The sequence below is a fragment of the Chthonomonas sp. genome, from assembly GCA_016788425.1.
Classification (GTDB): Bacteria; Armatimonadota; Fimbriimonadia; order Fimbriimonadales; family Fimbriimonadaceae; genus JAEURQ01.
On record JAEURQ010000002.1, the window covers coordinates 452,666 to 478,351 of the forward strand.

22 protein-coding genes and 1 tRNA gene are annotated in these 25,686 nt (G+C 61.7%); 14 read left to right on the top strand and 9 right to left on the bottom strand.

Annotated features, from left to right (window positions below):
* Window positions 1–37 precede the first annotated feature (37 nt).
* A complete protein-coding gene (gene rpoC, locus JNJ45_04040) occupies window positions 38–4,825 on the top strand; it encodes a DNA-directed RNA polymerase subunit beta' (GenBank protein MBL8047833.1) in 4,788 nt (1,595 codons plus the stop codon).
* A gap of 54 nt (window positions 4,826–4,879) precedes the next feature.
* On the opposite strand, the gene JNJ45_04045 is transcribed toward rpoC, so the two are convergent.
* From JNJ45_04045 to JNJ45_04055, 3 genes are read right to left on the bottom strand one after another with little or no spacing between them, the layout of a single operon-like run.
* Window positions 4,880–6,013, bottom strand: a complete 1,134-nt coding sequence (locus JNJ45_04045; GenBank protein ID MBL8047834.1) for an aminotransferase class V-fold PLP-dependent enzyme — start codon at window positions 6,011–6,013, stop codon at window positions 4,880–4,882.
* Window positions 6,010–7,068 carry a hypothetical protein gene (locus tag JNJ45_04050; protein MBL8047835.1) on the bottom strand — a complete coding sequence of 353 codons (1,059 nt, stop codon included), beginning with the start codon at window positions 7,066–7,068 and terminating at the stop codon, window positions 6,010–6,012. Before JNJ45_04050 ends, JNJ45_04045 begins: the two co-directional genes overlap by 4 nt.
* A 3-nt stretch (window positions 7,069–7,071) precedes the next feature.
* Window positions 7,072–8,232, bottom strand: a complete 1,161-nt coding sequence (locus JNJ45_04055; protein MBL8047836.1) for an amidohydrolase — start codon at window positions 8,230–8,232, stop codon at window positions 7,072–7,074.
* A 35-nt stretch (window positions 8,233–8,267) separates the two neighbouring features.
* Between JNJ45_04055 and JNJ45_04060 the strand changes: the two genes are divergently transcribed.
* Window positions 8,268–9,335, top strand: a complete 1,068-nt coding sequence (locus JNJ45_04060; protein MBL8047837.1) for a tRNA-dihydrouridine synthase — start codon at window positions 8,268–8,270, stop codon at window positions 9,333–9,335.
* On the opposite strand, the gene dapA is transcribed toward JNJ45_04060, so the two are convergent.
* Window positions 9,280–10,173: a 4-hydroxy-tetrahydrodipicolinate synthase gene (dapA, locus tag JNJ45_04065; GenBank protein MBL8047838.1), complete on the bottom strand. Its 894-nt coding sequence runs from the start codon at window positions 10,171–10,173 to the stop codon at window positions 9,280–9,282. The two genes, JNJ45_04060 and dapA, sit on opposite strands and share 56 nt — an antisense overlap.
* 34 nt (window positions 10,174–10,207) lie before the next feature.
* Here dapA and JNJ45_04070 point away from each other — a divergent pair, with 34 nt between their 5' ends.
* From JNJ45_04070 to JNJ45_04095, 6 genes are read left to right on the top strand one after another with little or no spacing between them, the layout of a single operon-like run.
* Window positions 10,208–10,945 carry a hypothetical protein gene (locus JNJ45_04070; protein ID MBL8047839.1) on the top strand — a complete coding sequence of 246 codons (738 nt, stop codon included), beginning with the start codon at window positions 10,208–10,210 and terminating at the stop codon, window positions 10,943–10,945.
* Window positions 10,942–11,190, top strand: coding sequence for a hypothetical protein (locus tag JNJ45_04075; protein MBL8047840.1), 249 nt, complete (start codon window positions 10,942–10,944; stop codon window positions 11,188–11,190). The genes JNJ45_04070 and JNJ45_04075 overlap by 4 nt, the downstream gene beginning before the upstream one ends.
* A complete protein-coding gene (locus JNJ45_04080) occupies window positions 11,187–12,470 on the top strand; it encodes an FAD-dependent oxidoreductase (GenBank protein ID MBL8047841.1) in 1,284 nt (427 codons plus the stop codon). The genes JNJ45_04075 and JNJ45_04080 overlap by 4 nt, the downstream gene beginning before the upstream one ends.
* Complete coding sequence (locus JNJ45_04085; protein ID MBL8047842.1) at window positions 12,467–13,939, top strand: amidohydrolase; 1,473 nt, start codon at window positions 12,467–12,469, stop codon at window positions 13,937–13,939. Before JNJ45_04080 ends, JNJ45_04085 begins: the two co-directional genes overlap by 4 nt.
* A gap of 5 nt (window positions 13,940–13,944) precedes the next feature.
* Entirely contained in the window at window positions 13,945–15,171 is a 1,227-nt protein-coding gene (locus tag JNJ45_04090; protein MBL8047843.1) for an insulinase family protein, read from the top strand.
* The gene (locus JNJ45_04095; protein ID MBL8047844.1) at window positions 15,168–16,739 is read left to right on the top strand and encodes a GAF domain-containing protein; all 1,572 of its coding nucleotides are present in this window, start codon (window positions 15,168–15,170) and stop codon (window positions 16,737–16,739) included. The genes JNJ45_04090 and JNJ45_04095 overlap by 4 nt, the downstream gene beginning before the upstream one ends.
* Window positions 16,740–16,757: 18 nt before the next feature.
* On the opposite strand, the gene JNJ45_04100 is transcribed toward JNJ45_04095, so the two are convergent.
* Window positions 16,758–17,726, bottom strand: a complete 969-nt coding sequence (locus JNJ45_04100) for a hypothetical protein (protein ID MBL8047845.1) — start codon at window positions 17,724–17,726, stop codon at window positions 16,758–16,760.
* Window positions 17,727–17,836: 110 nt separating this feature from the next.
* On the opposite strand from JNJ45_04100, the gene JNJ45_04105 reads away from it, so the two are divergent.
* Together JNJ45_04105 and JNJ45_04110 are read left to right on the top strand one after the other, a co-directional pair.
* A tRNA-Ser gene (locus tag JNJ45_04105) sits at window positions 17,837–17,927 on the top strand.
* 39 nt (window positions 17,928–17,966) lie between these two features.
* On the top strand, window positions 17,967–18,833 hold the full coding sequence (locus JNJ45_04110; protein ID MBL8047846.1) for an Ig-like domain-containing protein: 867 nt from the start codon (window positions 17,967–17,969) through the stop codon (window positions 18,831–18,833).
* On the opposite strand, the gene JNJ45_04115 is transcribed toward JNJ45_04110, so the two are convergent.
* Complete coding sequence (locus JNJ45_04115; GenBank protein ID MBL8047847.1) at window positions 18,814–19,260, bottom strand: HIT family protein; 447 nt, start codon at window positions 19,258–19,260, stop codon at window positions 18,814–18,816. The genes JNJ45_04110 and JNJ45_04115 overlap by 20 nt on opposite strands.
* 42 nt (window positions 19,261–19,302) lie before the next feature.
* Between JNJ45_04115 and JNJ45_04120 the strand changes: the two genes are divergently transcribed.
* From JNJ45_04120 to JNJ45_04135, 4 genes are all read left to right on the top strand, one after another.
* Entirely contained in the window at window positions 19,303–20,424 is a 1,122-nt protein-coding gene (locus JNJ45_04120; GenBank protein MBL8047848.1) for a M20/M25/M40 family metallo-hydrolase, read from the top strand.
* Between the two features lie 5 nt (window positions 20,425–20,429).
* Entirely contained in the window at window positions 20,430–21,392 is a 963-nt protein-coding gene (gene queG, locus JNJ45_04125; protein MBL8047849.1) for a tRNA epoxyqueuosine(34) reductase QueG, read from the top strand.
* A gap of 500 nt (window positions 21,393–21,892) precedes the next feature.
* Complete coding sequence (locus JNJ45_04130) at window positions 21,893–23,638, top strand: hypothetical protein (GenBank protein MBL8047850.1); 1,746 nt, start codon at window positions 21,893–21,895, stop codon at window positions 23,636–23,638.
* Window positions 23,635–23,916: a hypothetical protein gene (locus JNJ45_04135; GenBank protein ID MBL8047851.1), complete on the top strand. Its 282-nt coding sequence runs from the start codon at window positions 23,635–23,637 to the stop codon at window positions 23,914–23,916. Before JNJ45_04130 ends, JNJ45_04135 begins: the two co-directional genes overlap by 4 nt.
* On the opposite strand, the gene JNJ45_04140 is transcribed toward JNJ45_04135, so the two are convergent.
* Genes JNJ45_04140 through JNJ45_04150 form a run of 3 tightly spaced genes read right to left on the bottom strand, consistent with a single transcriptional unit; the run spans window position 23,909 to window position 25,685 of the window.
* Window positions 23,909–24,478 (bottom strand): acyl-CoA thioesterase, encoded by a 570-nt coding sequence (locus JNJ45_04140; GenBank protein ID MBL8047852.1) that lies wholly within the window; start codon window positions 24,476–24,478, stop codon window positions 23,909–23,911. The two genes, JNJ45_04135 and JNJ45_04140, sit on opposite strands and share 8 nt — an antisense overlap.
* Window positions 24,478–25,236: a triose-phosphate isomerase gene (locus tag JNJ45_04145; GenBank protein ID MBL8047853.1), complete on the bottom strand. Its 759-nt coding sequence runs from the start codon at window positions 25,234–25,236 to the stop codon at window positions 24,478–24,480. Before JNJ45_04145 ends, JNJ45_04140 begins: the two co-directional genes overlap by 1 nt.
* Complete coding sequence (locus tag JNJ45_04150; protein MBL8047854.1) at window positions 25,233–25,685, bottom strand: OsmC family protein; 453 nt, start codon at window positions 25,683–25,685, stop codon at window positions 25,233–25,235. Before JNJ45_04150 ends, JNJ45_04145 begins: the two co-directional genes overlap by 4 nt.
* Window position 25,686: the final 1 nt, after the last annotated feature.

The following is a 25,686-nucleotide window of genomic DNA, read 5'->3' on the forward strand; positions in this document are numbered from 1 at the left end:
GTGGTCATCAGTCGGCGATGTCAGTGCTAGGGAATTTATGGCAGACGTCACACTTTTTGATAAGCTCCGCATTGGAATCGCAAGTCCCGAAGAAATCCGCAGTTGGGCATACCGCAAAGACGGCGACGGGCAAATGATCTACTACGAGGTCAAGAAGCCCGAGACAATTAACTACCGCACCTTCAAGCCCGAACGCGATGGCCTGTTCTGCGAACGAATTTTTGGTCCGACCAAGGACTGGGAATGCGCCTGCGGTAAGTACAAAAAGGTTAAGTACAAGGGCACCATCTGCGACCGTTGCGGCGTCGAAGTCACCCGCAGCAAAGTGCGCCGCGAGCGCATGGGCATCGTCGAGCTGGCGGCCCCGGTTTGCCACATTTGGTACCTCAAGGGCGTTCCCTCGCCGCTGAGCCTCATCCTCGATATCTCGCCGCGACAACTCGAAAAGGTCGCCTACTTCGCTTCGTTTATCGTCATCGAACTGGATAAGGAGCAAATCGACGGCCTCATGCCTGCGATCCGCCAGCAAGTGGAAGACGAGAAGAAGGCGATTCAGGACGAGATTCGCGAACTGGAAACCGAATCGGTCTCGCGCCTCTGCAACGAAATGCGCAACAACCCGGACGAGTACGCCGACGACGCGTTTGTCCGCGATCGCATGAAGACGAACTTCGACCGCATCCGCGCCGAATACCGCGACGCGGACGACCGTCTGAAGGACCTCGACGTCGCCGTGGACCTGCTCGGCAAGCTCGAACTGAACCAGCTGATTGACGAAGACAAGTGGCGCGCGGTGAGCAAAATGCTTGACGCCGTCGGTCGCCGCATGCGCAAGGACATCAGCGGCCTGGTTCGCGCCCGCATCGGCGCCGACGCCATCGCCGAACTTCTCAAGAAGGTTGACTGCGAACGCCTGGCTCGCGAACTGCGCCAAGAAATCGTCACCACGACGACCCAACGCCGCGCCCGCGCCATCAAGCGTCTGGAACTCATCGAAGCGCTGATCAGCTCGAAGAGCCGACCGGAGTGGATGATCCTCGGCGTCGTGCCGGTCATCTCGCCGGAGCTGCGACCGATGGTCCAACTCGACGGTGGCCGCTTTGCCACGTCGGATCTGAACGATCTCTATCGCCGCATCATCAACCGCAACAACCGCCTGAAGAAGATCATGGAAATTCAGGCGCCGGAAAGCATTATCAACCACGAAAAGCGCCTGCTGCAAGAAGCCGTCGATGCCCTCATCGATAACGGTCGCCGCACTCGCCCGGTGGTCGGGAGCAACAGCCGCCCGCTCAAGTCGCTCAGCGACATGCTCAAGGGTAAGGAAGGTCGCTTCCGCAAGAACCTGCTCGGTAAGCGCGTTGACTATTCTGGTCGTTCGGTTATCGTGGTCGGCCCGCACCTTAAGCTCAACCAGTGCGGTCTGCCCAAGGAAATGGCGCTCGAACTGTTTAAGCCGTTCGTGATGAAGACTCTGGTGGAACGCAAGATCACCCAGAACATCAAGACGGCCAAGCGCATGATCGATCGCATGCATCCGGCGGTTTGGGACGGCCTCGAAGAGGTCATCAAGGAGCACCCGGTTCTGCTGAACCGCGCTCCGACCCTGCACCGACTTGGGATCCAGGCATTCGAACCGATCCTCGTGGAAGGGAAGGCCATTCAGGTCCACCCGCTGGTTTGCCACGCCTACAACGCCGACTTTGACGGCGACCAAATGGCCGTGCACGTGCCGCTGAGCCAACAGGCCCAAGCAGAAGCGCGCGTCCTGATGATGTCGACGCAAAACCTCTTCTCGCCCGCGGACGGAAAGCCGGTTATGGCGCCGATCCAAGACATCGTTTTGGGCAACTACGCGCTGACGTTCGTCAGCCGACGCGGCCTCGCGAAGCTGGAAGAAATCGAGCGACTGCACAAGGAAAACCCGGAACTGCATCCCGCGCCGAAGATCTACAACAGCATCGACGAGGTGTTGTTCGTGCTTGATTCGCCGGTAACGCAAGGTCAGATGGGCCTCAACGATCCGATTAAGGTTCGCCTTAGCCGACCGCTCTTCCGCGTGGACAGCGAGATTGATTTCCGCGACTACAAGTCGGGTCAAGAATACGTTTACGAAACCTACTTGGACGAAGACGATGAAGAGCAGCGCCGCCTGGTGCCGCTCGACATGGAGTGGGAAGAAGTCGTCGTGACCGCCACCCCGGGCCAGTTGATCTACAACAACATCCTTCCGTGGCCGCTCAAGTTCAGCAACGAAATGCTCAAGACCGAACTCGGCAAGAAGCAACTCGCCGAAGTCGTCATCCGCTGCCACCGATTGGTGGGCGTGGACGCCACGATTCACCTGCTGGACGAGCTCAAGGCACTTGGCTTTAAGTGGGCTACACGATACGGCCTTTCGGTCGCCATCACCGACATGGACCCGCCCGCCAAGCGCGACGAGATTCTCGCCGAAGCCGAGCAGAAGTCGAACCGCATCAGCACGCAGTTCCAACGCGGCATGCTCGACTTTAACGAAATGCAGCGCAGCCTCATTAAGCTGTGGCAAGACACCTACGACCAAATCGGGGTCGAGTTGACGCGCGGTATGGACCAGTTCAATCCGCTGTCGATCATCACGGTCTCCGGTGCACGGGGTTCGGTCAAGCAGCTTGCGCAGCTCTCCGGGATGCGCGGGCTCATGATGAACCAGTTCAACGAAGTTATCTATGAGCTGCCGGTCAAGAACTCGTTCCACCGCGGCCTCTCGATGCTTGAGTACTTCGTGACCACTCACGGTGCCCGTAAGGGTCTCGCCGACACCGCTCTGCGAACCGCTGACGCTGGTTACCTGACGCGACGCCTTTGCGACGTTGCTCAGGACGTGATTATCCGCACCAAGGATTGCGGCACCACCGACGGCATCGTGATTCACCGCATGACACACGAAGGCGAAACCCTTCAGCATATCGGCGAACGGGTCACGGGACGCGTCTCGCTGAGCACGATCACCGACCCGGATACCGGCGAAGTGGTCTTTAGCTACGATGACCTCATCACGCTCGAAGTCTCGGGCGGAGTTACCAAGCTGGAGCAAGCCTTTGCCGCCGAGTACGAAGCCGTGGAGACCGATGCCGAACGCAAGGCGGTCGCCGATAAGTACGAGCGCGCCGGTTTTGTGGTGGACGAACACGACCAACTCGGCGTGCGTGTCCGCTCGCCGCTGACCTGCGAAATGGAACAAGGCATCTGCGCCAAGTGCTACGGTGTTGACCTTTCCAGCAAGCGCGTGGTGGAAGTCGGCGTGGCCGTCGGCATCATCGCCGCCCAGTCGATTGGTGAACCCGGAACGCAGCTGACGATGCGAACGTTCCACACCGGTGGTGTGGCCGGTTCGGCGACGATTGCTCGCACGAACCAGTACAAGACCGGTAAGTTCGTGAAGCAGTTCATGGAGGACTTCAGCACGGCCACCAAGACTGACATGAAGGAGTTCGACGCCACCAAGCTGATCGAAGCCCAAGAGTCGATCGTCAAGGGTCTGTTTAGCAAGTCGCGACAAGAATCCGAAACCGAAGCCAAGAAGCCGAAGACCGAACGCCAAACCAAGGCCGCCGAAAAGGCCGCCTTGAAGATGGACAAGGACTCGCAAAAGCTGTGGGACCGCAGCCGAAAGACCTTCTTCGCCTCGTGGACGGGTGAATCCAGTGGTATCGTCCGGGTCGAAGAAATCTTCGAAGCCCGAAAGCAACCGCGGGGTAAGGCAATTATTTGTCCGGTCACCGGGATTGTCGCCGAAATTCAAGAATCCAGCTATGGCCGATTCGTGATTGTAGAAGCCGACGTGCCCCTCAAGGGTCCGCTGCGCGATGCCTACATCAGCGATAGCCAAAACTGGACGCCGGAAATGGAAGGCTTTACCTACATGGAGCGTCTCGTGGGCTCCAAGTTGGTGGCCTCGGCTCTGACCATCCTGCGCAAGTACGGCCAAGAAACGGTGAAGATTCTTTATCCGATTCTGGTTCCGCCGCTCGGTAAGTTGCCGGTGCAAAAGGGAAGCCGCGTGATTAAGGGTGACCCGCTCACCGATGGTCCGCGCGATCCGCATGAAGTTCTGGACCTGGCTGGCCGCGACGCGGTGTACGACTACTTTGTGACCAACCTCCAATCGGTGTATAAGTCGCAGGGTGTAGACATCAACGACAAGCACGTTGAAGTCATCGTTCGCCAAATGCTGCGCAAGCGCCAAGTGAAGGAGCCGGGCGATACGCCGTTCCTGCCGGGTCAAGTGGTGGACCGCTTCCGATTCGATCGCGAAAACGATCGCGTGAAGCAGCTCATCGCGACGGGTCGCACGATCAAGTACATGGATCCGGTGACGGGCGACAACGTGGAGCGCAATCCGAAGGAAGCGAACGCGACCTGGATTCTGCTCGGGATTACGGAAGCCTCGCTGGCCACGGACTCGTTCCTCAGCGCCGCCTCGTTCCAAAAGACGACTCGCGTCCTGACCGACGCCGCCGTCCGCGGAAAGTACGACGGTCTGGTCGGCCTTAAGGAAAACGTGATCATCGGTCGCTTGATTCCTGCCGGTACCGGCGCGAGTAACTATCGCGACGTGGCGATCGAAGTCGACAAGAGTGCGCCGACTTGGGCTCAGCAATCGCTGACCGCGCTGGTCGAAGCCGACGAGTTTGGCGACACCGCCTCGCTCGACATGATGGACCTCGGTTCGCTCTCCGATCTGGCGGGCGAAATCGACATGCCCGGTCTGGGTGAGCCCGCTCCGGAAGGCGCGGAAACGATCATGCAGATCAACGACGACGGGACCCCGGCCGAAAGCTAAGGTTCCTGCTCGTAAAAAAAGTAGCGGCTCTGGTTTTCCGGAGCCGCTACTTTTTTATCTTAAGAGCGCTAGCAAATGGTCCACATCGCTCTCGTCTTGATAGATTCCGAATCCGAACCGGAGGCGATCGCCGCGGGTGTCGGTGATCACGCCGTGTCCGCGCAGGAAGTAATAAAGCTCACTCGCGTGAGGGGTTTGGAAAGTCAGGAAGTTGCCCCGGCTAAGCTCGATGCTGGGCACCACAAGTTGCGCTTCGCCGAGCGCGGGATGTGCCAGACCCGCCAAGAACCGCGCTTGCAATCGCTTGGCGTGAGAGTGGTACGTGCTCACCGATCCGCCGCTCGCCTGCACCCAATCGAGCACGGCGCGCATGCGATAGAGTCCGCTCGGATCGAAGGTCGCTCCGGCCATTCGAAATCCGTCGCTGGCGTAATCCACTTGGCCGGTTTTGGCGGCGGCCAGGCTATCCATTTCGGCAAACCACCCCGTGTTGCGCGGTCGCAAAGCCTGTCCCGGCGGGCAATGCAGGAAGCAGGCGCCCTCGCCGCTCATGGCGTACTTGTAGCCGCCGGCCATGTAAAACGCGCGGCTCGCCACCTGGCTGAGATCGGTGGGCACCGCGAAGTAGCCGTGATAGCCGTCAATCACGACCATGGTCGGCTCGGCAAAGGCTTGGACAATCTGGGCTAGGTTCCGAACCGCGAACCCGGAGTTGAAAAATACTTGGCTAAAGAAGACGAGATCGAAGTCTGTGCCCGCCGCCACAAACCGCTCGGCGAACGTGCCGTGAGGCTCCGCCGGGATGATGGTCAGCTCGACGAGCCCATCTTCAGCGAGGCGCTGAGTCTGTCGCCGGAAGCTGTAAAACTCGCTGTCCGTGGTGAGAATCCGGGCGGGCCGGTCGGCGGGAAGGCAACTGAGGAGCCGCAGCACAAACTCGTGCGTGTTCGGCGCAAAGACGATGGTCTTGGGATCGGGCAAATTGAGGTGCCGCGCGATGCCCTGCTGCACCGCTGGAATAACCTCGCCGAACACCTTTTCCCACTTCACGTCGGCCAGACTTGCCGCGTCTTGCCACGCCTGGACTTGGGCGCCAAGCGTGCAATCGGGCCAAAGGTGGTGGCTATGCGCCGCAAAATGAAAGCGCCCGGGCGTCGATTCGAGGGCAAGACTGAAGTGCTCCTTCACGGTGTGACTCCGTAGTGAAAGGCCATCTTTTTGGCGACTTCCTCGGGGAGCTTGGGCAGCTTTGACCGCGGAATGAGGAAGGTCGAGATCGCAAAAAGATCGCCGAAGATGCGATGTTTGCTGGCCGTCGCGGCCAGATAGTCGTGGCCCGAAGATCCGCCGGAGCCCATTTTGGTGCCGAGCATTCGCTGCGCCATGAGCGCGTGGCGATAGCGCCAGATCGCCAGCAGCTCGTCCAAATCCATAAGGTTGCCTAATATTTGGAACGGCAACTGTAGCGCCGGCTCATCTCGGTAGAGATTGATGAACAGAGCGGCCTGAAGCGCCTCGTTGGAGAGCCGCCACTGCAACCCGTCTTCGGTAGCAAACAACTGCGCGAACTGCTTCTCGGTGTTTTCCAGTTTCCCAAGCTCCATCGCTCGCCCTTCGTCGGAAAGCTGGGCGTCGGATTCGATCACAGCGCGGTCGCGCGCAATCATCTCGGCGATCGCCGCGCGATAACTCTCCCAGAAGCTGAAGCCCCGCATTTCGACAAACGGGGTGCGGGCGAGCCACTCGTCCAGTTGCGCGACCAAAGTCGGGCGCGACCCAACTTGCACCAGGCGCTCCCGGTCCTCGGCATCGAGATAGGTCTCAAACGACTTGCCGGCGTAGCCGAGCCTCGCTTCGTGCGCAAGACCCAGACGCACTTCTAGCTCGCGAAACTGCATGCTCTGAAAGCCCGAAGCCGAGCGGAACACGTGCCGAAAATCGAGGAAATCCAGCGGCGTCATCGTTTCCATAATGTCGAGCGCGCCGCTGGCGTGGCGAAGCGTCGTGACAATGCGATTGAGGCTCGCCGACACGAGCCGAAGCTCGGAATCGCCCACCACGTCGCCGCCGAAAATGTCCTGAATCCGGTCGAGTTCGAAAAGGCACAGCTTGAACCAAAGCTCGTAGGCCTGGTGCACGGTAATGAACATCATCTCGTCGTGCGCTGGGCTCACCGTGTTCTGGCAACTCAGGAGCGTGGAGAGCCCGAGATACGACTTGTAAGTGTCGGAGGAGTTGGCCACCCGCTACGCTCCTTGGCTTAGCGCCAGCGCCGTCATCACGCGCACCCCGATCGGCGTGGCGTCGTCGTTGAAGTCGAACACCGGCGTGTGAACGCTGGGATAGCTGCTCTCGCCCACCGGAATCAGGCCCAACTGGAAGAAGCAGCTCGGGCATTCCGCACCATAGTAGGCAAAGTCCTCGCCGCCCATGGTCGGCTTCGCGTTGTCGCTCACCCATTCATCGCCGAGCGTGGCCCGGGCAACCTGAAGGAACCTGGATACGGCGGTTGGCTCATTGATGACGACCGGGTATCCCTCGTTCAGGGTCACGTTGGCCACCATGTCGTGGGCGGTGGCGATCCCTTCGGCAATCTGCGCCACCCGCGCCCGGGCGAGTTCGCGTGTTTCGGGGTTCATCGTGCGGATCGTCCCGTGCGCGGTGGCTGTCATCGGAATCACGTTGTTCGCCGTGCCGCCGTGAATCTCGCCGACGGTGACCACCACATTGTCAAACGGGTCCACATTGCGTCCTGCGATCTGTTGCAGGGCAACCACAAATTGGGCGAGGGCGAGTACCGGGTCACGGGTGGTTTCCGGCGCCGCCGCGTGTCCGCCGCGACCTTGCATCTCCACGAAAAACTCGTCGGTGCTCGCCATGAGCGCGCCAACCCGAGTGGCGACATGCCCCAGCCCGACTGTCGTCCAGCCGTGGAGTCCAAACATAAAGTCGGCGCGTTTGCCGAGCACGGTGCCATTCAGGCAGCCGTCGCGCACCATCAAATCGCCTCCGCCACCACCCTCCTCGGCGGGTTGAAACACGAACAACACGTTGTTGGGGCGATGCGCGGTTTGGCTGAGCCGCTCCGCCACGCCCAGCAAAATGGTGGTGTGCCCATCGTGTCCACACGCGTGCATGCGACCGGCGATCGTACTCGCGTAGGGTTTTCCGGTCTCTTCGTGAATGGGCAATGCGTCCATATCGGCGCGCAACGCGATCGTCGGCGCGGAGGACGGATCGGTGGTGGCCGGGAGGTAACCCAGCACGCCGGTGCCGCGGGCTAGGCCCGCTCGGAACTCGATGCCGAGCTCGGCAAGCGTGCGCTGCACCAGTTCGCTGGCAAAGGTCTCTTCAAAACGGACTTGGGGGTGGGCGTGCAGGGCATGCCGAATGGCGTTGAGATTCACGGAATAAGGTTACCGCTTTGCCCGTATAACCAAGGGTGCATTCCGTTCAACTTGGGCCGCTTGTCTTGGCCAATCCGCTTGTCGTCGCGCCCATGACCACCTACTCCTCGCATCCGAACGGCGATATCGCCGATGACGAACTGACGTATCTGGCTCGCCGAACGGGCTACGGCGCGATCATGACAGCGGCTTGCTGCGTGCATCCTTCGGGATATTCCTTTGAGGGGCAATGGCAGTGCTGGGACGATCGCCACGTTCCCAGTTTGCGCCGCGCCGCCGAGGCAATTCATTCAACCGGTGCCAAGGCGATATTGCAGATTCACCACGGTGGCCGCATGGCTCCGAGCCGGTTGTGCGGCGAACCGGTGAGTGCCAGCGCGATCCCCGCCCCGCGGGAGGGCGCGGAAACGCCCCGCGCCCTAACCTTGGCTGAGATTGACGAGCTGATTCAGGCTTATGCCGACGCCGCGCGGCGGGGCGTGGAGGCCGGGTACGACGGCATCGAGATTCACGGCGCCAACACCTACTTGTTGCAACAGTTTGTGAGCCCGCATTCCAATCGCCGCGACGATGAGTACGGCCAAGACCCGTACCTGATGAGCGAGCGAGTGGCCCGGGCCGTTCGCGCGGTGGTGCCGTCGCCGGTGGCGGTGGGGTACCGATTCAGTCCGGAAGAGATTGAGGAGCCGGGGCTTGACCTCGACCGAACCGCGGGATTGCTTGGGCGGTTGGAGGAGTGCGGGCTCGACTTCCTGCACATCTCGCTGCGAAGTTACGAGCAGGAATCCGCTCGTCAGCCGGAGCGCGGGGCGATCTTGCCGCTGGTTGTCAGCATGGTTACGTTGCCGCTGATCGGAGTCGGAAGCGTGCTGACCCGCGAGGACGTGGAGCACTGCCTGGCGCTGGGATGTCGCGCGGTGGCCGTCGGTCGCGGCGCGCTAACTGATCCGGATTTCGCGCACAAAGTCGCGCGCGGAGAAACGCCGATCGCCGTGCTGCCCGCCGGTGATTTCGCCGCCGAATGCGTCCTTCCAGCGGGACTTGCGGCTAAGATCGAGGCTGTGCCGGGCTGGATTCCGCGAGCCGAAGCAGTCGCGCCTTAGCCTCGGCACTGAGCTTCACCAGCGGAAGGCGGACATCCTCGCACGCGAACCCTCGCGCGGCCAGTCCGGCCTTCACGGGCACCGGATTCGGATGGGCGAAAAGCTCTTGCACCAGCGGGGTGACTCGGTGGTGCAGGGCTCGCGCCCGTGCCGGGTCGGTGGCGAAGCAGTCGATCATCTCGCGGTACTCACGTCCGACCAAGTGCGCGGCCACACTCACGAGGCCGTACCCACCGAGAGCGATGATCGCCAGCGTCAATCCATCGTCGCCGCTATACACCAAAAATCCTTCGGGAGCCTCACGAATCACGTCCGAAATCTGGCCCAGATTCCCGCTCGCCTCCTTCACCGCGCGCAGGTGAGGGATGTCCTGAATCAGACGCATCAAGGTTGGCGTTTCCAGGTTAATCGAGCTGCGCGGTTGAATGTTGTAGACCATCATCGGCCGGTCGGTGGCCTCCGCACACGCCATAAAGTGGGCGTAAAGTCCGTCTTGCCCCGGCTTGTTGTAGTAGGGATTCACGACCATAATGCCGTGCGCGCCGCGGCGCGTGCCTTCGCGAATGTAGTGTTGGCTCTCGGCGGTGTTGTAGGTTCCCGCGCCAAAAACCACGGCCGCGCGGTCGCCCACTTCCTCCAAAACCGCGTCGAGCAGGGCAAACTTTTCCGCCTCAGTTGTGGTGGGGGATTCGCCGGTGGTGCCGTTGACAACAATGCCGGTGTTGCGTTGTTCGTCCACCAAATAGGCGGCAATTCGTTTGGCTTCCGAAATATTTACGCCCCCATCCGCGGCAAACGGTGTGACCATCGCAGTGAGCAAACAACCCCAGTCCTTCATGCCTTGGTTTTACCTTGCCAGGTACATTCAAACCATGCACGGGGTGTTGGGTCGGACGAATCGCGCTTTCCCCGGCACCTGGCTTGGCCTCATGTCTCCGCCGCCAGACGCGGCCCCTGCTTTGGTCGAACGCGCCTTGGCGGCGCAGGTGCCCCTGGAGATTTCCAGCAATCCTGCGTTGTGGGGCGGTTTGATGCGCGGCACCGAAGCGACGGTCGCGGTTACCGTCGGTCGAAACTTGGCCACCTGCGACCGCGCCGAAACCGCCAACGACATGATCATGGGCGAGCTGCTCCAGTTCCTTTCGTGCATCGGGCGCGATCGGTTGGACATTGTGTTTCTGCGGCTGGATCGCCGCTTGGAGGAGTTCCAAATCAACGGCGCGTTGGAGGCCCTGGAACTCAATTGCGAGGACGGAATGATCTCGCATTTGGGCGTTGCCTGCTACGGGCGGGCCTTTGCAACTCTGGCCATGTGGCAATTTCATGACGCTTTTGACCTCATTTTGATGCCGCGCAACCCGCGCCAAACCGAACCCTATGAGATGCTGAGCGGCCTGGCCCGCGAGCGACGGGTGGGCGTGGTGACCTGCGGAAGCATTGATTGGGGCGACGGCCCAGTGACGGACGACTTGCCGACGGGCGGCCGCCTGGTGTGCACCTATCGCCAAGATCATCCGGTCCTTGTGGGCGTGCGCACGCCCGCCGAGATTGATTCCGCCCTCGCCGAGGCGACGCCAATGCAAATCTCGGAGTTGGAGGCCGTTTCGTGAAGGACGCCGCGAATCAGTTTCTGCTTGGGTTTTTCGTGCTGAGCCTCATCGGAGCACTCGGTTGGATGACGCAGGCGCGTCGTCGCCCGCAACGAGCGGTCGGCCTCATGATCGCGTTTTTCGGCATGGCGGGCCTCGCCTGGTTTTATCGCGCGGGCAGTCAGCCGCTGGCCATCGCGAGCGGGGTAGTAGTGTTCATCGGCGTGCTCATTGATGTGGTGAACAAGGCGGCGAAGCCCTCATGAAAATCGCGGTGGTGGGACTCGGCCCGGCGGGATGTCGCGCGGCTTTGGCTCTGGCCGACGCCGGGCGGCCCGGCTTGCTTTTTGATGCTCAAGACCGCGTCGGAGGAAGGTTGCATACCGTTCGGCTGCCGAACGGTTTGAGCTACGAAGCGGGCGGCGAATGGATTGACGCGGACCACGAACGGATTCTAGGGTTACTCGCCAGATTCGGGCAAGAACCGGTCCCAAGCGATCAACGTCCGGGCCGCGCCTTCTACGATGGCGAGTGGCGATCGGAAGACGACCTTTGGCCGGATGCAACAATAGATGAGGCGGCGGTCGAAGAGCAGTGCGACTACGACATCTTGGACCTCGACCCAGTGCCGTGGGACAACCTTCTCAGCGCGAATCTTGACACGCAGAACGTGGCCGACTACCTCCACCGCCACGCCAAATCGCCGCGCGGTCGGTGGTGGGTTCGCTCGGTGGCGCGGAGCGACGAAGGTGAGGAGCCCGAACGAATTAGCCTCCTTGGGTGGCTCGTCAACTACATGCATTACGTTGATCGCGACCCCGGGGCGATGAGTCGGTTTCGGTTTCCCGAGGGCGCGCAAGGCTTTTGCGAACGCATGCTCGCCGCAGCAGGTAGCGAGCCGCAACTCGGCAACCCGTTGCGCAAAGTCTCCTGGAGTGACGACTCGGCGCTACTCACGTTCGAGCGCGGCCTCATCGCGGTGGACGCGGTCATCCTGGCGATGCCGCCGAGTGCGCTAGGTCACATCGAATTCGATCCCGCTCTGCCCGAGAGCATGGAAGACGCGATCGACCTGATCCCCATGTCGCGCACCCTCAAAATCAGCCTCGCCTTCCGAGAACGGTGGTGGCTGGACCACGGATTTAGGGGCCGGATGATGCTCGACACGCCGCTGGGCCAAGGGTGGGACGGCACGCTCGGCGAGATGCCTGTGCTGAATTTTTACGTCTGCGGCGATGGCGCGGCGCACTATAGCGAATCCGCCGAGCCCGTGCAAGAGGCTCTGCAGGAACTCAGCCGCAAGTTCCCCGAGGCCGAGGAGCACTTTGTGTCGGGCGCGATCCACAACTGGATGGAAAACCCGTACGCGGGCGGCGGGTTCCCGTACACGCCGCCGGGCACCGTGCTCGCCAACTTGCAAACCCTGCGCCAGCCGATCGGCTGCCTGCATTTTGCCGGCGATCACTCGGCGGATTGGATGGGGTTCATCGAGGGGGCCCTCGAAAGCGGCGAACGCGCCGCGGCGGAAGTGTTGGCAAAGCAATGAGAATTGGCGGATTTCAGCGATACGACGCGCCTGGCCAGTGGTGGCTGGAGCATGACAACGACCGAATCATGAGCGTGGAGCCGGACACCGGCCAGCCTCGCGACGAGGAGATGGCGGGGAAGTATCTGCTGCCCAGCTACATCGATGCGCACTGCCACATCCTGCCGACCGGTCTCGGATTTTTGCAATTGCAACTCGGCGAGGCGTCCACGCCGGACCAAGTGCTGGACTTGGTCCGCGACTTCGAAAAAACCCTGCCGCCGGGCAAATGGCTGCAGGCGATGCTCTACGACCAAACGAAATTTCCCGATGGTCAGCATCTGCACCGCGATCAACTCGACGCCATCAATCGCGAGCGGCCCATCCTGCTGCGGCATGTGAATGGCCACGCGAGCATCGCCAATTCGGCGGCGCTGCAGCAAGCGGGAGTCACCCGGGAAACGCCTAATCCGGCGGGCGGCGAGTACGTCCGCGATGCTAGCGGCGAACTCACTGGCGTGCTCTTGGAGCACGCGCACGAAGCCGTGACGGCCCGCGTGCCGAACCCGACACTCGATGAAATGGTCGAGGCGATCCTCGCCGCGTGCCGTTCCATGCGATCCTACGGCATTGTCGCCGCGACCGATATGATGACGGGTCGCTACGATATGCCCCTCGAACTTGAGGCGTATCGGCTCGCGAGCGAGCATCCGGACGGCATCGCCATGCGGCTATTTCTGCAATGGAGCCGCGTGTTTGGGCCGCGCAAAATTGACCCGGGCCAGCTGAAAGAGCTCACCGCCGCCATGGATCCACTTCGGTGCCGCGCGGAGGGAATCAAAATCTTCGCCGATGGCGCGATTGGCTCGGCGACCGCCGCGATCTACGGCGGCTACCAGGGCGGCGACCCCGCCGCGACAACGAGCGGGCAACTGATTTACACGCCCGAGCGGCTGGCGGAGATGATCCGCGTTGCCGACGCTGACGGCTGGCGCATCGCTATTCATAGCATCGGCGACTACAGCACCGACTTGGTGCTGAACGCCTACGAGGCCAGCCAAGACCCGGCTCGCCACCGTCTGGAGCACGCGATGCTCCTGAGTGACGCGCAAATCGAGCACATTCAACGGCTGGGTTGCCACGTCACCATGCAGCCCGAATTCCTCATGCGGTTCGGCCACGCGTATCAGCGGCAACTTGGCCCCGAGCGCTCGTGGAACCTCAAGCGGATGCGCAGCCTCACCGATGCGGGCATCGAGCTGAGCCTAAACTCCGACCGCCCGATCGTCGCCGGCGACCCCGAAGACGGCATTCGCATGGCCGTGAATCGGCCTGCTGGGTTCAACCCCGCCGAGGCGCTTACTCTCACCGAGGCCATCGATGGCTACACCAAACACGCCGCCACCGCCAACGGAGATCAGGGCGTGATGGGCGAGCTCAAGCCCGGCCAGTTGGCTGCGTTCGTCACCCGAGAAAGCCTGCCAAAATAGAGGCAATGATCCACAAATTTGTGCTCGAGAATGGCGTCCGTGTGATGGTGGAGCCAAACGACAACGTGTCGTCAGCCGCCATCGGAATTTGGTGCAAATCCGGCAGCCGCCACGAGCACGACAACGAGGCGGGGATCACCCACTTTATCGAGCACATGCTCTTTAAGGGCACCAAGACTCGCACTGCCAAGGGCATCGCCGAGGAGATCGAGGGTCGCGGCGGGGTGCTCAACGCGTTCACCGACAAGGAGCAAACCTGCTACTACGCTCGGGTCCTCTCCGAAGAGGTGGGCCGCGCGACGGGCGTGCTTACCGACATGGTGCAGAACTCGCTGCTCGACCCCGAGGAGATCGCCCGCGAATCGGGCGTGATTGTCGAGGAGATTAAGCGCGGGGAAGACGAGCCCGGCGACCACGTGCACGAGCTACACATCAGTGGCATTTGGGGCACGCATCCGCTTGGCAAGCCGATCATCGGCACTCGCGAAAGCGTGACCAGCTTCCGCCAGCCAGATTTCCGCAATTACATGGAGCGCCGTTACCGCGGCAGCAACCTGGTGGTGGCCGTCGCGGGCAAGGTGGACCCCGAAGAGTTTCGGCGCATTGCCGAACAAGAACTGGGCGACGCGCAGCCGGGTGGCGACGACGCCGTCGAATCGCGACCAGTGACCAATCCCGGAGTTGACCTTATCGCCGACGATGTGAATCAAGTCCACTTTTGCATCGGCGCGGACGGCGCCGGCATCTTCGACGAAACCGACGGCTACGTGCAAGCCATCGCCGACAGCATTCTCGGTGGCGGCATGAGCAGCCGCTTGTTCCAAGAAATCCGCGAGAAGCGCGGCCTCGCCTATTCTGTCGGAACCTACGGCCTGCGCTATTCTAGCGGCGGCGCCTTTACGGTCTATGGCGGAACTGGCGCAGACACCTGGGGGCAGGTGCAGGAACTGGTGGACATCGAGCTGAAGAAGCTCGCCGCCGGGGAACTCGACGACGACGAAGTCGAGCGCTGTAAGCGGCAACTCTCGGGCAACATGGTGCTGGCTCTCGAAGGCATGCAAAGCCGCATGTCGCGCATGGCTCGCAACGAGATTCACTTCCAGCGCGACATCCCCATCGAGGAGACGCTGCAAAAACTTCGTGCGGTGACCAAAGATCAGGTGATCGCGTACATCGGGCGTCAAATGGCTCCCGAAAAGCTACGCACCACCGCGATCGGACCCTTTGCGTGAGCCACACGATTCTTCCGATTCTGCGCCTTGCGCGTAGCGAGCAAGACCTGCAGCGACGTCTGGCCAACTGGCTCGCCACCGAGTCGGGTTGCGACTCGGTGGACCTGTTGATGTGGGATGGACAAAGCATGCTCGCGCTGGAGGCAAGCACCCTCACCCCCGATCTCGCCCACCGCGTGCGCCTGGTGCAAACCCAAGGTGTCACCGGTGCCGCTTGGGTCACGCAAGAGCCGGTTTGGATTGAATCGGGCCTCTGTCAAGACCCGCGCTTTGTTGTTTTTCCTGGGTTCGAGGAGTCGCAGTTCCGCGCCGGATTCGCGATTCCGTTTTTGGAAGACCACTATGGCGGCGTGGTGTATCTGCGCTCGTACAAGGCCAAGACTCCCGATCGCGACCGCATCTTGTGTCTGGTGCGCGACTTGGTCGAGGCGCTGCTCGGCTACCGGCAGGCGTTCTCGCACGGCGCGGCGAGCGGAAATGTCGCCGCCGTCAACCAGGTCACCAGCACCATCACGGCGAGCCCGTATCTGGAAGAAATCCTCCAGCTGTTGGTGCACTTAACGGCCAAGCAGTTCGATTACCGCGTCTGCACGGTGCGGCTGCTGGACGAGGTGAACCAGGAACTTGTGCTGCGGGCTACCCAAGCGACGGTGCGCGCGTATCGCCGCAAGCGCGCCATCAAACTCGGCGAAAGTATCGCCGGGCGGGTCGTGAAGGAGCAGCACACGGTCATCGTGCAGGATGTTCAGCACGACCCTGACTACATTGGCCACGACTTGGCGCGGGAGCAAGGCCTGCACAGCATGATCTGCGTGCCGCTCATGATGCACGACCGCGCGGTGGGCGTCATGACCTGCTACACCGCGGAGGTCCGCGAGTTTGAGCCCGCCGAAATTATTGCCCTGGAGACGATCGCCAGCCAGGCGGCGGTGGCCATCGAGCACGCCAAGCTTCAGGTGCGCAACACGCTGATGCAAGAGATGCACCACCGCGTGAAAAACAATTTGCAGCAGGTGGTGAGTTTGCTACGCCTACAAATTCGCCACAAGCATTACAAGAGCATCGAGGAGGCGCTCAACGATTCGCTGAGCCGCATTCTGGCGATTGCCTCGGTGCACGACCTGCTGAGCCGCGACGACCTCGACCACGTGGGAATTCGAAGCATCGCCGAGGCGCTCGTCAATCACCAGTCGCAGTCGTTTATTCTGCCGGATAAATCCATCCAGTTCGAGGTGCGCGGTCAGGATGTCCGTCTCAACATGACGCAGGCGACGCAGATTGCGTTGGTGCTCAACGAGCTGATTCAGAACGCGGTGGAGCACGGCTTTCGTGAGACCGCCGCGGGAGAGATTCACGTCAACATCGAATCCGGCGAAGACCAGATTGGGCTGTGGGTCAGCAACAACGGCGACCGATTGCCGCCCGGGTTCGACCCGCAACACGCGAGCAACCTCGGGTTGCAGATCGTGCAAAACCTGGCCCGAGGGCTCGGCGGGACGTTCATGATGGAAGACCGCCTGGGCTGGACGGTCGGCGAAGTCACGTTCCCTCGCGCTACCAGCGAGTAGCGCGAGGGAATCTCGGGCTTACTTTTTACGGCGAAGGAGCAGCAACGCGCCGAGCGCAAGACCGGCGAAGGCACCGGGCTCCGGTGCGATCACGACCACCATGTCGGTGATGTTCCGGCCGCTGAGTGAAGTTGTGTCAAATTGCGTGCTGATTCGCCCGGCCAAATCCATACGGAAAACCCGAGTGCCGCCGGACCCGTTCTGCACGAAATAAGCGGTGCTTGGGTGTCCGTTGGCCAGCGTTGAGATGTTGGTTGTATCAACGGTGTGGTTCACACCAATCGTGCCGGCAGTTCCAAATGACCCTGCCGAATATGGAGCATAGGCGTTCAACAACTGGCCCGAGGTATGCCCCGCACCGATGATTTCTCCCTCGTGGAGCTGAATCGTCCGAAGCGCCGCAGCTGCAGTGCTTGTGTACCAGTTGGGGAGCCAGGAAACAAATGTGCCACCCGAATTGCGATAGAACAGGTGGTACAAATAATTGCTTCCCGAGATCGAACGCTCAAGCGTTACGAAGTTGCCGTTCTCCACGGGGAGGGCGTCTATCGTCGTGTAGCCGCTGTACGTCGCAAAGGTGGTGATGGGCGTCGCTGACCCCCTGGTGAGAATCGTAGTTGCGCCACTGTTAAGCACGCGCAGGAGGTTGCCATTGCTCAATGCCCGAAAGGCCGTCGGAAAGAGAACAGTTGTCCCTGGATGATAGGAGGCGGTGAGAAGGCCGGTACTGTAATCGATCTGTCGAACAACCCCGTTCACGTCCATGCTCAGAAACTTGCCCGGAGAAGTGGGGTCCAACGCCATGCGGTGCGCATTTCCGAAGTACCCTTGGTACTGGCTGCCAAATGTTCCCAAAACCACCCGGTTGACAGGGTCATAGCGCACGAAGGTTTGATTGGTTGAATCGTACATGATCGCCAGATCGAAGCTGGCGTGGGCCGTGGCACCTATGGCCGAGACACAAAGCGCGAAAATAAGGGATCGCATACCTTGAATCATAACAGCCCGGCGCCCAACCTGCACGAAAATTTTATGCTGCGCTGAGATTCTGCTCCCGGGCGACCGAAAAAATATCAGGTATCCTGAGAGCCGTCCGCGGACAGATGGCTGAGTGGACGAAAGCGCCCGCCTGCTAAGTGGGTAGGGGATTATCTCCCCTCTCGGGTTCGAATCCCGATCTGTCCGCCAGAATCTCTCTCGGGTCCGTCATTAAATCATTCGATTGTCATGGTCACCGTCATCTCCCTCCTCGCCGCGGTTTACGCCCCCGATCTCAATCAAACCGAATTCGCCAATTCGGCGCTCGGCCGAGTCAACGAACTGCGCCGCAATCTCAAGCTCAACGAAGTCAGTCTCGATAGCCAGCTCATCACGCTGGCCAGCGAGCAGTGCAACTACTTGGTGCTGAACAAGCAACTGAGCTCGCACGAGCAGCAAGAGGGCAAGCCCGGCTTCACCGGCAAAACCCTGGCCGACCGGGTCAAACGCGCGCAGCTCACCTGGGGCGTTTCCGAAACACTCAACGGCAGCAAATTCCTCAACGGCGCGCAGATGATTGATGGCCTGCTGGAAGTGCCGTATCACCGCATGCCCTTTCTTCATCCCGGCTTTCAGGTCATGGGAACCGCGATCGGCGAGTTCAGCGAGCAGCTCATTGGCGTGGCCCACCTCGGGCGACGCGGCGGCGAAGGCGTGGTCGTGTATCCCGCGGCCGATCAAACGGGTGTACCGCTAAGCGCCAACACCTACGAACTGCCCGATCCGCTGCGCATGCACCGATCTCGCAAAACAATGAAGGATGCGAACGGCAACATCTTGCTGGAAGAAGAGATTGTCGGGCCGTTCATCACGTTCAACGTGTTCCCGAACACCGAGGCCGTCGCCTTTGGGCAGGTCACGCTCACCAATGCCGCGGGCGAGCCCGTGCCGATTTGGGTGAACACGACTAGCAACGACGATTTTCTGCGAGCGGCGGCGTTCATCACGCCGAAAAAGCCACTCGCGCCAAACACCAAGTACACGGCCACGTTCAGCCTCATCGGCGACGCCGCGAAGCACTCGCGAACCTGGTCGTTTACAACAGCCGCGAAGTAAACGCCGCCCGAATTTGGTCGTGCTTCTCCGCGTCGTAGCGGTAGTCCGCCATGTTCTCGGGAAAGCTCGTCCACACCGGTTCCAGGCGACGCGGCTCGTTGGCTTGTCGCGGAAAAATATGCCAATGCAGGTGGTGGCACTGGTTGCCCAGCGCCTCGTAGTTCAGCTTGTCGGCGTTCGTCACCTCGCGAACCGCCTTCGCGACTCGGCGAAGCTCGCTCATGAGCTCCAGATAATCAGGCTCGCTGAGCTCGTCAAGTTCGGTCACCGGCTGGCGAACCAGGAGCATGGTGTAGCCCGGCCACACTTGGTGCGGACCCATCACCACCACGCTCTGGCTCAAGTTGGCCACAAACCGCGGGTGTTCTCCCGCCTCGGCCAACGCGAGTTGCCGGCACACGTCGCACGAATCTTGATGCTGAGCCATGCCTCAAGGTTTACCCGCGGGCCGATCATCTAAACTTGAATCGTGATTCAAGAAGAACGCATGATCTCGCTGTTCTGCGAGCTTTGCCATATCAATGCGCCGAGCCTCCAGGAGCGCGACGTGGTGGAGTGGACCAAGCGCCACCTGAGCGATGCTGGGCTGGAGGTTTGGGAAGATGACGCGGCGGGGAAAATCGGGGGCAACTCGAACAACTTGCTGGCGCGACTTCGCGGCAACAAGCCCGGCGCGCCGACGATCTTTCTGAGCGCCCACTTCGATACCGTGGAACCCACCGAGGGCCTCGAAATGGTGGAAGAAGACGGGGTCTTCCGTTCCGCCTCGGACACGATTCTCGGCGCGGATGACAAAGCCGGAATGGCACCCATGATCGAGGCGGTGCTCGCCGCCCGCGAGGATGGCCTTGAGCACGGCGACATCTACTTGCTGATGAGTTGCGCCGAGGAAATCGGTCTCAAGGGCGCCGCCGCCATGGAACTGGCTGAGTACAACTTTGACTTCGGATTTGTGCTGGATACCGGTCCACCGGTCGGCAGCTATGTGAACCGAACGGCCTACCACGACAAGCTCGACGTGCGCATCATCGGCAAGCCTGCGCACGCCGGCAAGGACCCGGAGCACGGCATCAACGCCATTCACGTGGCGGCCCGCGCGATGAGCGAAATGAAGATCGGCCGCATCTCGCCGAACACCACGAGCAACGTGGGGATCATCAGTGGCGGCACGGGCGTGAATGTCGTCGCGCCGGAAGTCACCATCCGCTGCGAGGCGCGAAGCACGGTCAAAGCCGAGCTCGAAGACCAGGTTCGGCACATGATTCTGCGCTTCGAGGACGCGGGATCGCAGTTCGGCGCGGTGGTGGAGATTGACCATCGCCGCCACTACGATGCCTACGTGGTGGAGGAGAACAGCCGCGTGGTTCAGGTCGGGCAACGCGCCAGCCGCAACCTCGGTTTGGAGCCCGAGCTGAGAGTGACTCTCGGTGGCAGCGACGCGAATATGTTCAACAAGATGGGCATTCCTTGCATCGTGGTGGCGACCGGAATGAAGGCGATTCACACCCATGACGAGCACGTCTCGCGGGCGGATTTGATGCTCACGACGCAACTCTGCTACGAGTTGATTCGCGAATCGGCGCTGGGGTAGCGAACTTGCGCGAGGAGATTCGGGCCGCCGCCACTGCGCTGGGTTTCGACCAGTGCGGGTTTGCCGCGATCACCGAGCCCGAATCTCTGCCCGCGCTCGACGCGTGGCTCGCGGCGGGCTTTCACGGGTCAATGCGCTACATGGCCGACCGGCGCGATCTGCGGGCCGATCCGACCGCGCTACTCTCTGGCGCGAAAACCGCCATCATGGTCGCGCTGAACTACAATCAAGCGCCGTTGCCACAGGTGAAAATTGCTCGATATGCGCTTGGTCGCGACTACCACAAGGTGATTCGCGGCAAGTTGCGGCGGCTGGTCACGGCGCTCGACACAATGCATCCCGGCCACGAACATCGTCCGGTCGTGGATTCCGCACCGTTTCTTGAGCGGGAGTTCGCTCATCGCGCGGGGCTGGGTTGGTTTGGCAAGAACACGATGCTGATTGATTCGCGGCGGGGAAGTTGGTTCTTCATCGGCGCGCTCCTCACAACCCTGGAGATTGAGCCCGACCCGCCGAGCATCGGCGGATGCGGCTCATGCCGTGCCTGCATCGACGCATGCCCGACCGGCGCGATTGTGCAGTTGCAGGAACGCTGGCAGGTGGACGCGCGCCGCTGCATCAGCTACCAAACGATCGAGCATCGCGGCGAACTCGAAGTCGACACGAATGGTTGGGTGTTCGGCTGCGATGTCTGCCAGGAGGTCTGTCCGTTCAATGAACCGCGCGCCACGCAACCCTTGCGCGCGCAACCGACTCAAGAGCCCGATTTCGCGGCTCGCGAGTGGCCCGACCCGAAAGCAATAGCCAGCCTCGAGGCGGCGGAGTGGGATCAGTTAACCTTGGGCAGCGCCGTCCGAAGGACCGGGTTCGACGGTCTCCGCCGCAACGCGCGCGCGGCGAGCCTGCACTCGCCGGACGATCCACACCGCCAGCAAGCCGACCGCAGCGCCGACGGCCCAGCCGAATAGCACCTGCGAGGGATAATGCACCCCGTTGTAAATGCGGCTCAGCCCGGTGAGCACCGCAACGACCGCCCACGCCACTCCCCAACGCCGATCGAACCCCAGAAAAGCCGCCGCGATGCACGCCATGTTGGCGCTGTGCGCGCTCGCCGTGCCGTAGCTGGTCAGGGCCTTGCCGCGCACAATCGCGTCCGCCAACTCCACGCAGGGCCGCTTCATTTGAAGGCCATTTTTCAAGATGTCGCAGATCTCGTTGGCGATGGGGAAGCAGAGCACCCCGATGAGCGCGGGCGTGCGGAGTTTGGGCTGCCACAGGCAGTAGGCGAGCACGAGCGCGAGCAGAATCCGGCCCGGCCAAATCTTGGTGGCGTCGGAAAGAAAGGCAAAAAGCGGCGCAAAGAACTCGGGCCAACCGTTGATCCAGTAGAAAATTTGGCGATCGAGACCAGGCACAGGACCTAGTTTGGCATCCACTCGCCTATTTTGGGCGTCCTGAATAAGGCAACATGACCTCCAAACCCGCACGCGCTTGGTGGGGCGCACTCATCGGTTTTCACCTCGCCGCGCCGCTTGGCCCGGCTCGCAGCTATCGGCGTCTGCCGTTCTACGAGCCGGTGCCCACGCGCATGCAGCCGAACCCCGCCTTCGATTGGTGGCTCGCGGCAAGCGCGTTTCGGCTCTGGGGCGATCGCGGCACCCTCACCGAGATGCGGCGTCGAGCGCTCCCGGATCGGCGAGGCGCGCTGGCTTTTGCCATGGTGGCGGCGGATCGCGGATTTGTCCCACCGTCATGCGGGCGGTTTGGCAATCCTTTGGCCGAGGATGGCTCCGCCTTCGACCGCGCGCTGTATTGGGGGCTCACCATGGGCAATCCGCGCGACGCGGAACTCGCCCGCGAGGATGTGGCCTTTTCCCAGTCCGGCGAGGGGCTGGGTTGTGCGTTGGCGCTCGCGATCTTGGTGGCAGGGATTCGGAGTGGCCAAGGCTTTGGCGAGGCGCTCGCTACCGCGTTGCCGTTGCTGAGCGGCGAGACCCAACGCGCGGTCGAGCAGGTGGTGGCGATGGGCTGGAGCGACGAGCAGATGGTCTTCGACCGGTTGCGACAACTTGGCGCGGGCGCGCGGTTTGAGTTTCTCGGATTGGTCGCGAGCCTCCGCCGCGGCGAGTCGTTCTCAGGCCCGGTTTTGGCGGCCGCCGGGTTGGGTTTACGCCCCGCAACGGTGATGGCCGTCGGAGCGGTGGCTGCTATGCAGTCCACCGACGACCTCGGCGAATGGACCCGGCCCCTGGGCACCGACTTCGTGAGCACCGGTTTGCTAAGCGGGGTCGAAGCCCCGGCCAGAATTCAAGATTTCGTCGAAACCCTACTCGCCCAGGTCCCCGCCCCCGCGCCGTTCCCGGTTGCGCCCGATGTTGAGCCCGAAGGCGCCGACCCCCTAGACCTGCCCACGATTGCGCAACTTTGGGTCGCCTTAGCTCACCAATCCCCTTCGCAAGAGGTGGCTCCCGGCGTGCGAGCTCTGTACCTTTCCGATTGGTCGCCGGAGAAGAACTCCTTGGAGATGGGGCTTGAGTTTGTTGGCCCCCAACGCGTCTTGAGCCAGGTTTCCGGCGATGGACCTGTACACACCCGCAACCTCGACACCCTTGTCGCCGAAGGTCAAACGCTTCGGCAAGCGCTGTTGCTCGGCGCGGGCTCTACGAGCCTAACTTTGAACCTCGAAGGTCACGAGCCGATTTCGGTACCCGTGCCACCGGCCACCGAACTCTACACCTGCGGGCCGCTGGCCGAGGAGCACGGCGCAACCTTCCCGTTGCGGCATAGTTGCGAGGAAAAGTTGAACACATCGGAGACGTTTTCGGGTCGAAGCGGGCTCGGTGTGAAGTGGACGAGGCGCGCCTTCCCGGCGAATGTGTTCAAGATTGACCCGCTATTCTTGAACGGGCCTGGGCGCATGTTCTTTGCCGCGCAATGTGCGTTGCAGGCGGGGCAAACCTATACTTTGGTGTTCAGCGCGAGCCCTGGCGGCGTCGCGGTGGTGAACGGGCAGGAGCTGATTCGATACTTGGACTCTCATTCTCCTACCCACCGCGCCGAGGCACCCTATTCGGCCAGCTTTGTCAGCCAGGGGTTAGACACATTCGTGTTTCGCGTGCCTCGACCTGACCAACCAAACCGCGATATGGCGATCTATCTTTTGGATGCCCGGGGTCACGCGGTGCCGCTGATCAGCCAAGAATTCCCAGCATGAAGTGGCTGGTCAATCGCGTGTGGTGGGGCATGCTTTGGTTCATGCGACGCCCTCTGATGAAGCGTTTGCAGCGCGCCAGCTACAGTTGGGGGTCGCCCGATCGCCAGCGCAAAATGAAGGCCGCGTTCATCCGTCAGAACCAGTTCGCCCGGCGGTGGGGCCGACCCATGCTCACCGGGCTGTTCACCTTTCTTGCCGTGTGGTTTCTCATCCTCATCGCTTTCGTTTTCGCCACGGATTTACGCGAAAGCGGCGTCCTCGAGAGCGCGATTAAGTAGCGTCTTCGACGATGGGGTGGTGCATGAGGTCCTTGGCCACCATCAATTCCTCAATCTGTGGCTGACTTAGCCCTTCGAGTCGCTTGCAGATCGCGTCGAACTCGGCGCGCGAGGCAAACCGGCGCTCCTTGCGGAGCTTGCCGCGCAGGTATTGCAACCGCTCGTCGTGCGTCTCGCAGACAAGCTCCGGCACGGGCGTCGGCCGTCCGTCTTTGATGGCGACCATCGTCACGCGGGCTTGATTTGTCTCCCGGCGAACGCCGGTGAGGATGTTCTCCGAGGTCACGTCAATCGTCACTTCCACGGATGTCCGACCGGCGTAGCTGACCCAGCCATCGAGCGTGATGACCTCGCCAACTTCGATCGGTTCGTGAAAGTCTACGCGGTCAAAGCTGGCCGTAACGCAGATGTTGCCGGCAAACTTCGAAGCCGTCGTGTAGGCGGCAAGGTCAATAAAGCTCAGCAGCGCGCCGCCAAACATCTTGCCCAAAAAGTTGGCATGACCCGGCTCGACCACCTGCGTGAGGGTCGAACGGGTTTGGGTGACGGTCTTGCCGGTCATCAGACCGCCGCCGCCACAATCGCGAGGAACTCGTCGGCCACCAGGGAAGCACCGCCGACAAGCCCGCCATCAATGTTGGGCTGGCAGAGCAGCTCAGGCGCATTCGAAGCCTTCATCGAGCCGCCGTAGAGTACGCGCACATGCTCGCCCGCGGATCCGAGTTCGGCGCGCACCATCGCGCACACGCGCTCGGCTTCCGGCGTGTCGCACGTTTGGCCAGTGCCAATCGCCCAAACCGGCTCGTAAGCAATGATCACGGTCGCCATATCCACGCCGTCGAGTCCGACGCGCAGCTGCTCGGCGATCACCGCGTCGGTGCGGCCTTGCTCGCGTTCTTCAAGGGTCTCGCCCACGCAGAGAATCGGCTTGATACCCGCCGCAATCGCGGCCCGCATTTTCAGATTACACGTCTCGTCGGTCTCGGCGAAATAGCCAACCGTGCGGCTTGCAACTTCAAGTTTTCCGAAGCGGCCCCGCGTTTCCGAGTGGCCAATAATCACATATTCGCAACCCGCATCTACCAGCATACTGGCGGAAACTCGGCTGGTAAACGCGCCGCTCGGCATCCAGAAAATGTCCTGTGCGCCCACCGCCACGCCTTGGCCCACGACGGAGCCGATGAGGGTGTAGCTGGGGCAAACCAACACGTCGCAGTGCACGGAGGAAGCCGCCCCAATCTCGCCCACCAGGGCGCGCGCCTGCGCGGCGTTGAGGTTCATTTTCCAGTTGCCGGCAATCAGCGGTCGGCGCTGACTCATCCGCGGACAACCGTTGGTTCGACCGTGATTTCCACCTTGCCGCGAACGGCGTTAGTGATGATGCAGTAGGCGTCGGCCTTGTGCGCCATGTCTTCAGCCATCGCCACTTGTTCGTCGGTGGCATCGGCGGCCAAGCGAATTGTGGGTCGAATGACCACGGCCTTGTAGTTGAACATCGCGCCGGCTTGCTCCACGTGCCCGGTGGCCTTGGTTTCGATGCCCAGGAAGGGAAGTTTACGGTTCCCCGCGACGATGCCAAACGTGATGCTGTAGCATCCGGCGATGGCGCTCGCCAGCAATTCTTCGGGGTTTGTGCCTGCGCCCGGCCCTTGGAATTCGGGCGGCACGCTGAGCGTGTTTTGGGTGCCACTGCGGTCGGCGGTGACGCTGCCCGCGCCCTCTCGCCCGCCCTGCCACTGAACTGTTACTGGATACTCATGGTTCGCCATG

What these genes read in the sequence shown, in the direction of transcription:
- dapA (MBL8047838.1), bottom strand. Translation starts at nt 10,173, where the DNA reads ATGAAGGACTGGGGTTGTTTGCTCACTGCGATGGTCACACCGTTTGCC.
- JNJ45_04140 (MBL8047852.1), bottom strand. Translation starts at nt 24,478, where the DNA reads ATGACCGGCAAGACCGTCACCCAAACCCGTTCGACCCTCACGCAGGTG.
- JNJ45_04090 (MBL8047843.1), top strand. Translation starts at nt 13,945, where the DNA reads ATGATCCACAAATTTGTGCTCGAGAATGGCGTCCGTGTGATGGTGGAG.
- JNJ45_04070 (MBL8047839.1), top strand. Translation starts at nt 10,208, where the DNA reads ATGCACGGGGTGTTGGGTCGGACGAATCGCGCTTTCCCCGGCACCTGG.
- JNJ45_04085 (MBL8047842.1), top strand. Translation starts at nt 12,467, where the DNA reads ATGAGAATTGGCGGATTTCAGCGATACGACGCGCCTGGCCAGTGGTGG.
- JNJ45_04145 (MBL8047853.1), bottom strand. Translation starts at nt 25,236, where the DNA reads ATGAGTCAGCGCCGACCGCTGATTGCCGGCAACTGGAAAATGAACCTC.
- rpoC (MBL8047833.1), top strand. Translation starts at nt 38, where the DNA reads ATGGCAGACGTCACACTTTTTGATAAGCTCCGCATTGGAATCGCAAGT.
- JNJ45_04100 (MBL8047845.1), bottom strand. Translation starts at nt 17,726, where the DNA reads ATGCGATCCCTTATTTTCGCGCTTTGTGTCTCGGCCATAGGTGCCACG.
- JNJ45_04150 (MBL8047854.1), bottom strand. Translation starts at nt 25,685, where the DNA reads ATGGCGAACCATGAGTATCCAGTAACAGTTCAGTGGCAGGGCGGGCGA.
- JNJ45_04110 (MBL8047846.1), top strand. Translation starts at nt 17,967, where the DNA reads ATGGTCACCGTCATCTCCCTCCTCGCCGCGGTTTACGCCCCCGATCTC.
- JNJ45_04130 (MBL8047850.1), top strand. Translation starts at nt 21,893, where the DNA reads ATGACCTCCAAACCCGCACGCGCTTGGTGGGGCGCACTCATCGGTTTT.
- JNJ45_04080 (MBL8047841.1), top strand. Translation starts at nt 11,187, where the DNA reads ATGAAAATCGCGGTGGTGGGACTCGGCCCGGCGGGATGTCGCGCGGCT.
- JNJ45_04115 (MBL8047847.1), bottom strand. Translation starts at nt 19,260, where the DNA reads ATGGCTCAGCATCAAGATTCGTGCGACGTGTGCCGGCAACTCGCGTTG.
- JNJ45_04135 (MBL8047851.1), top strand. Translation starts at nt 23,635, where the DNA reads ATGAAGTGGCTGGTCAATCGCGTGTGGTGGGGCATGCTTTGGTTCATG.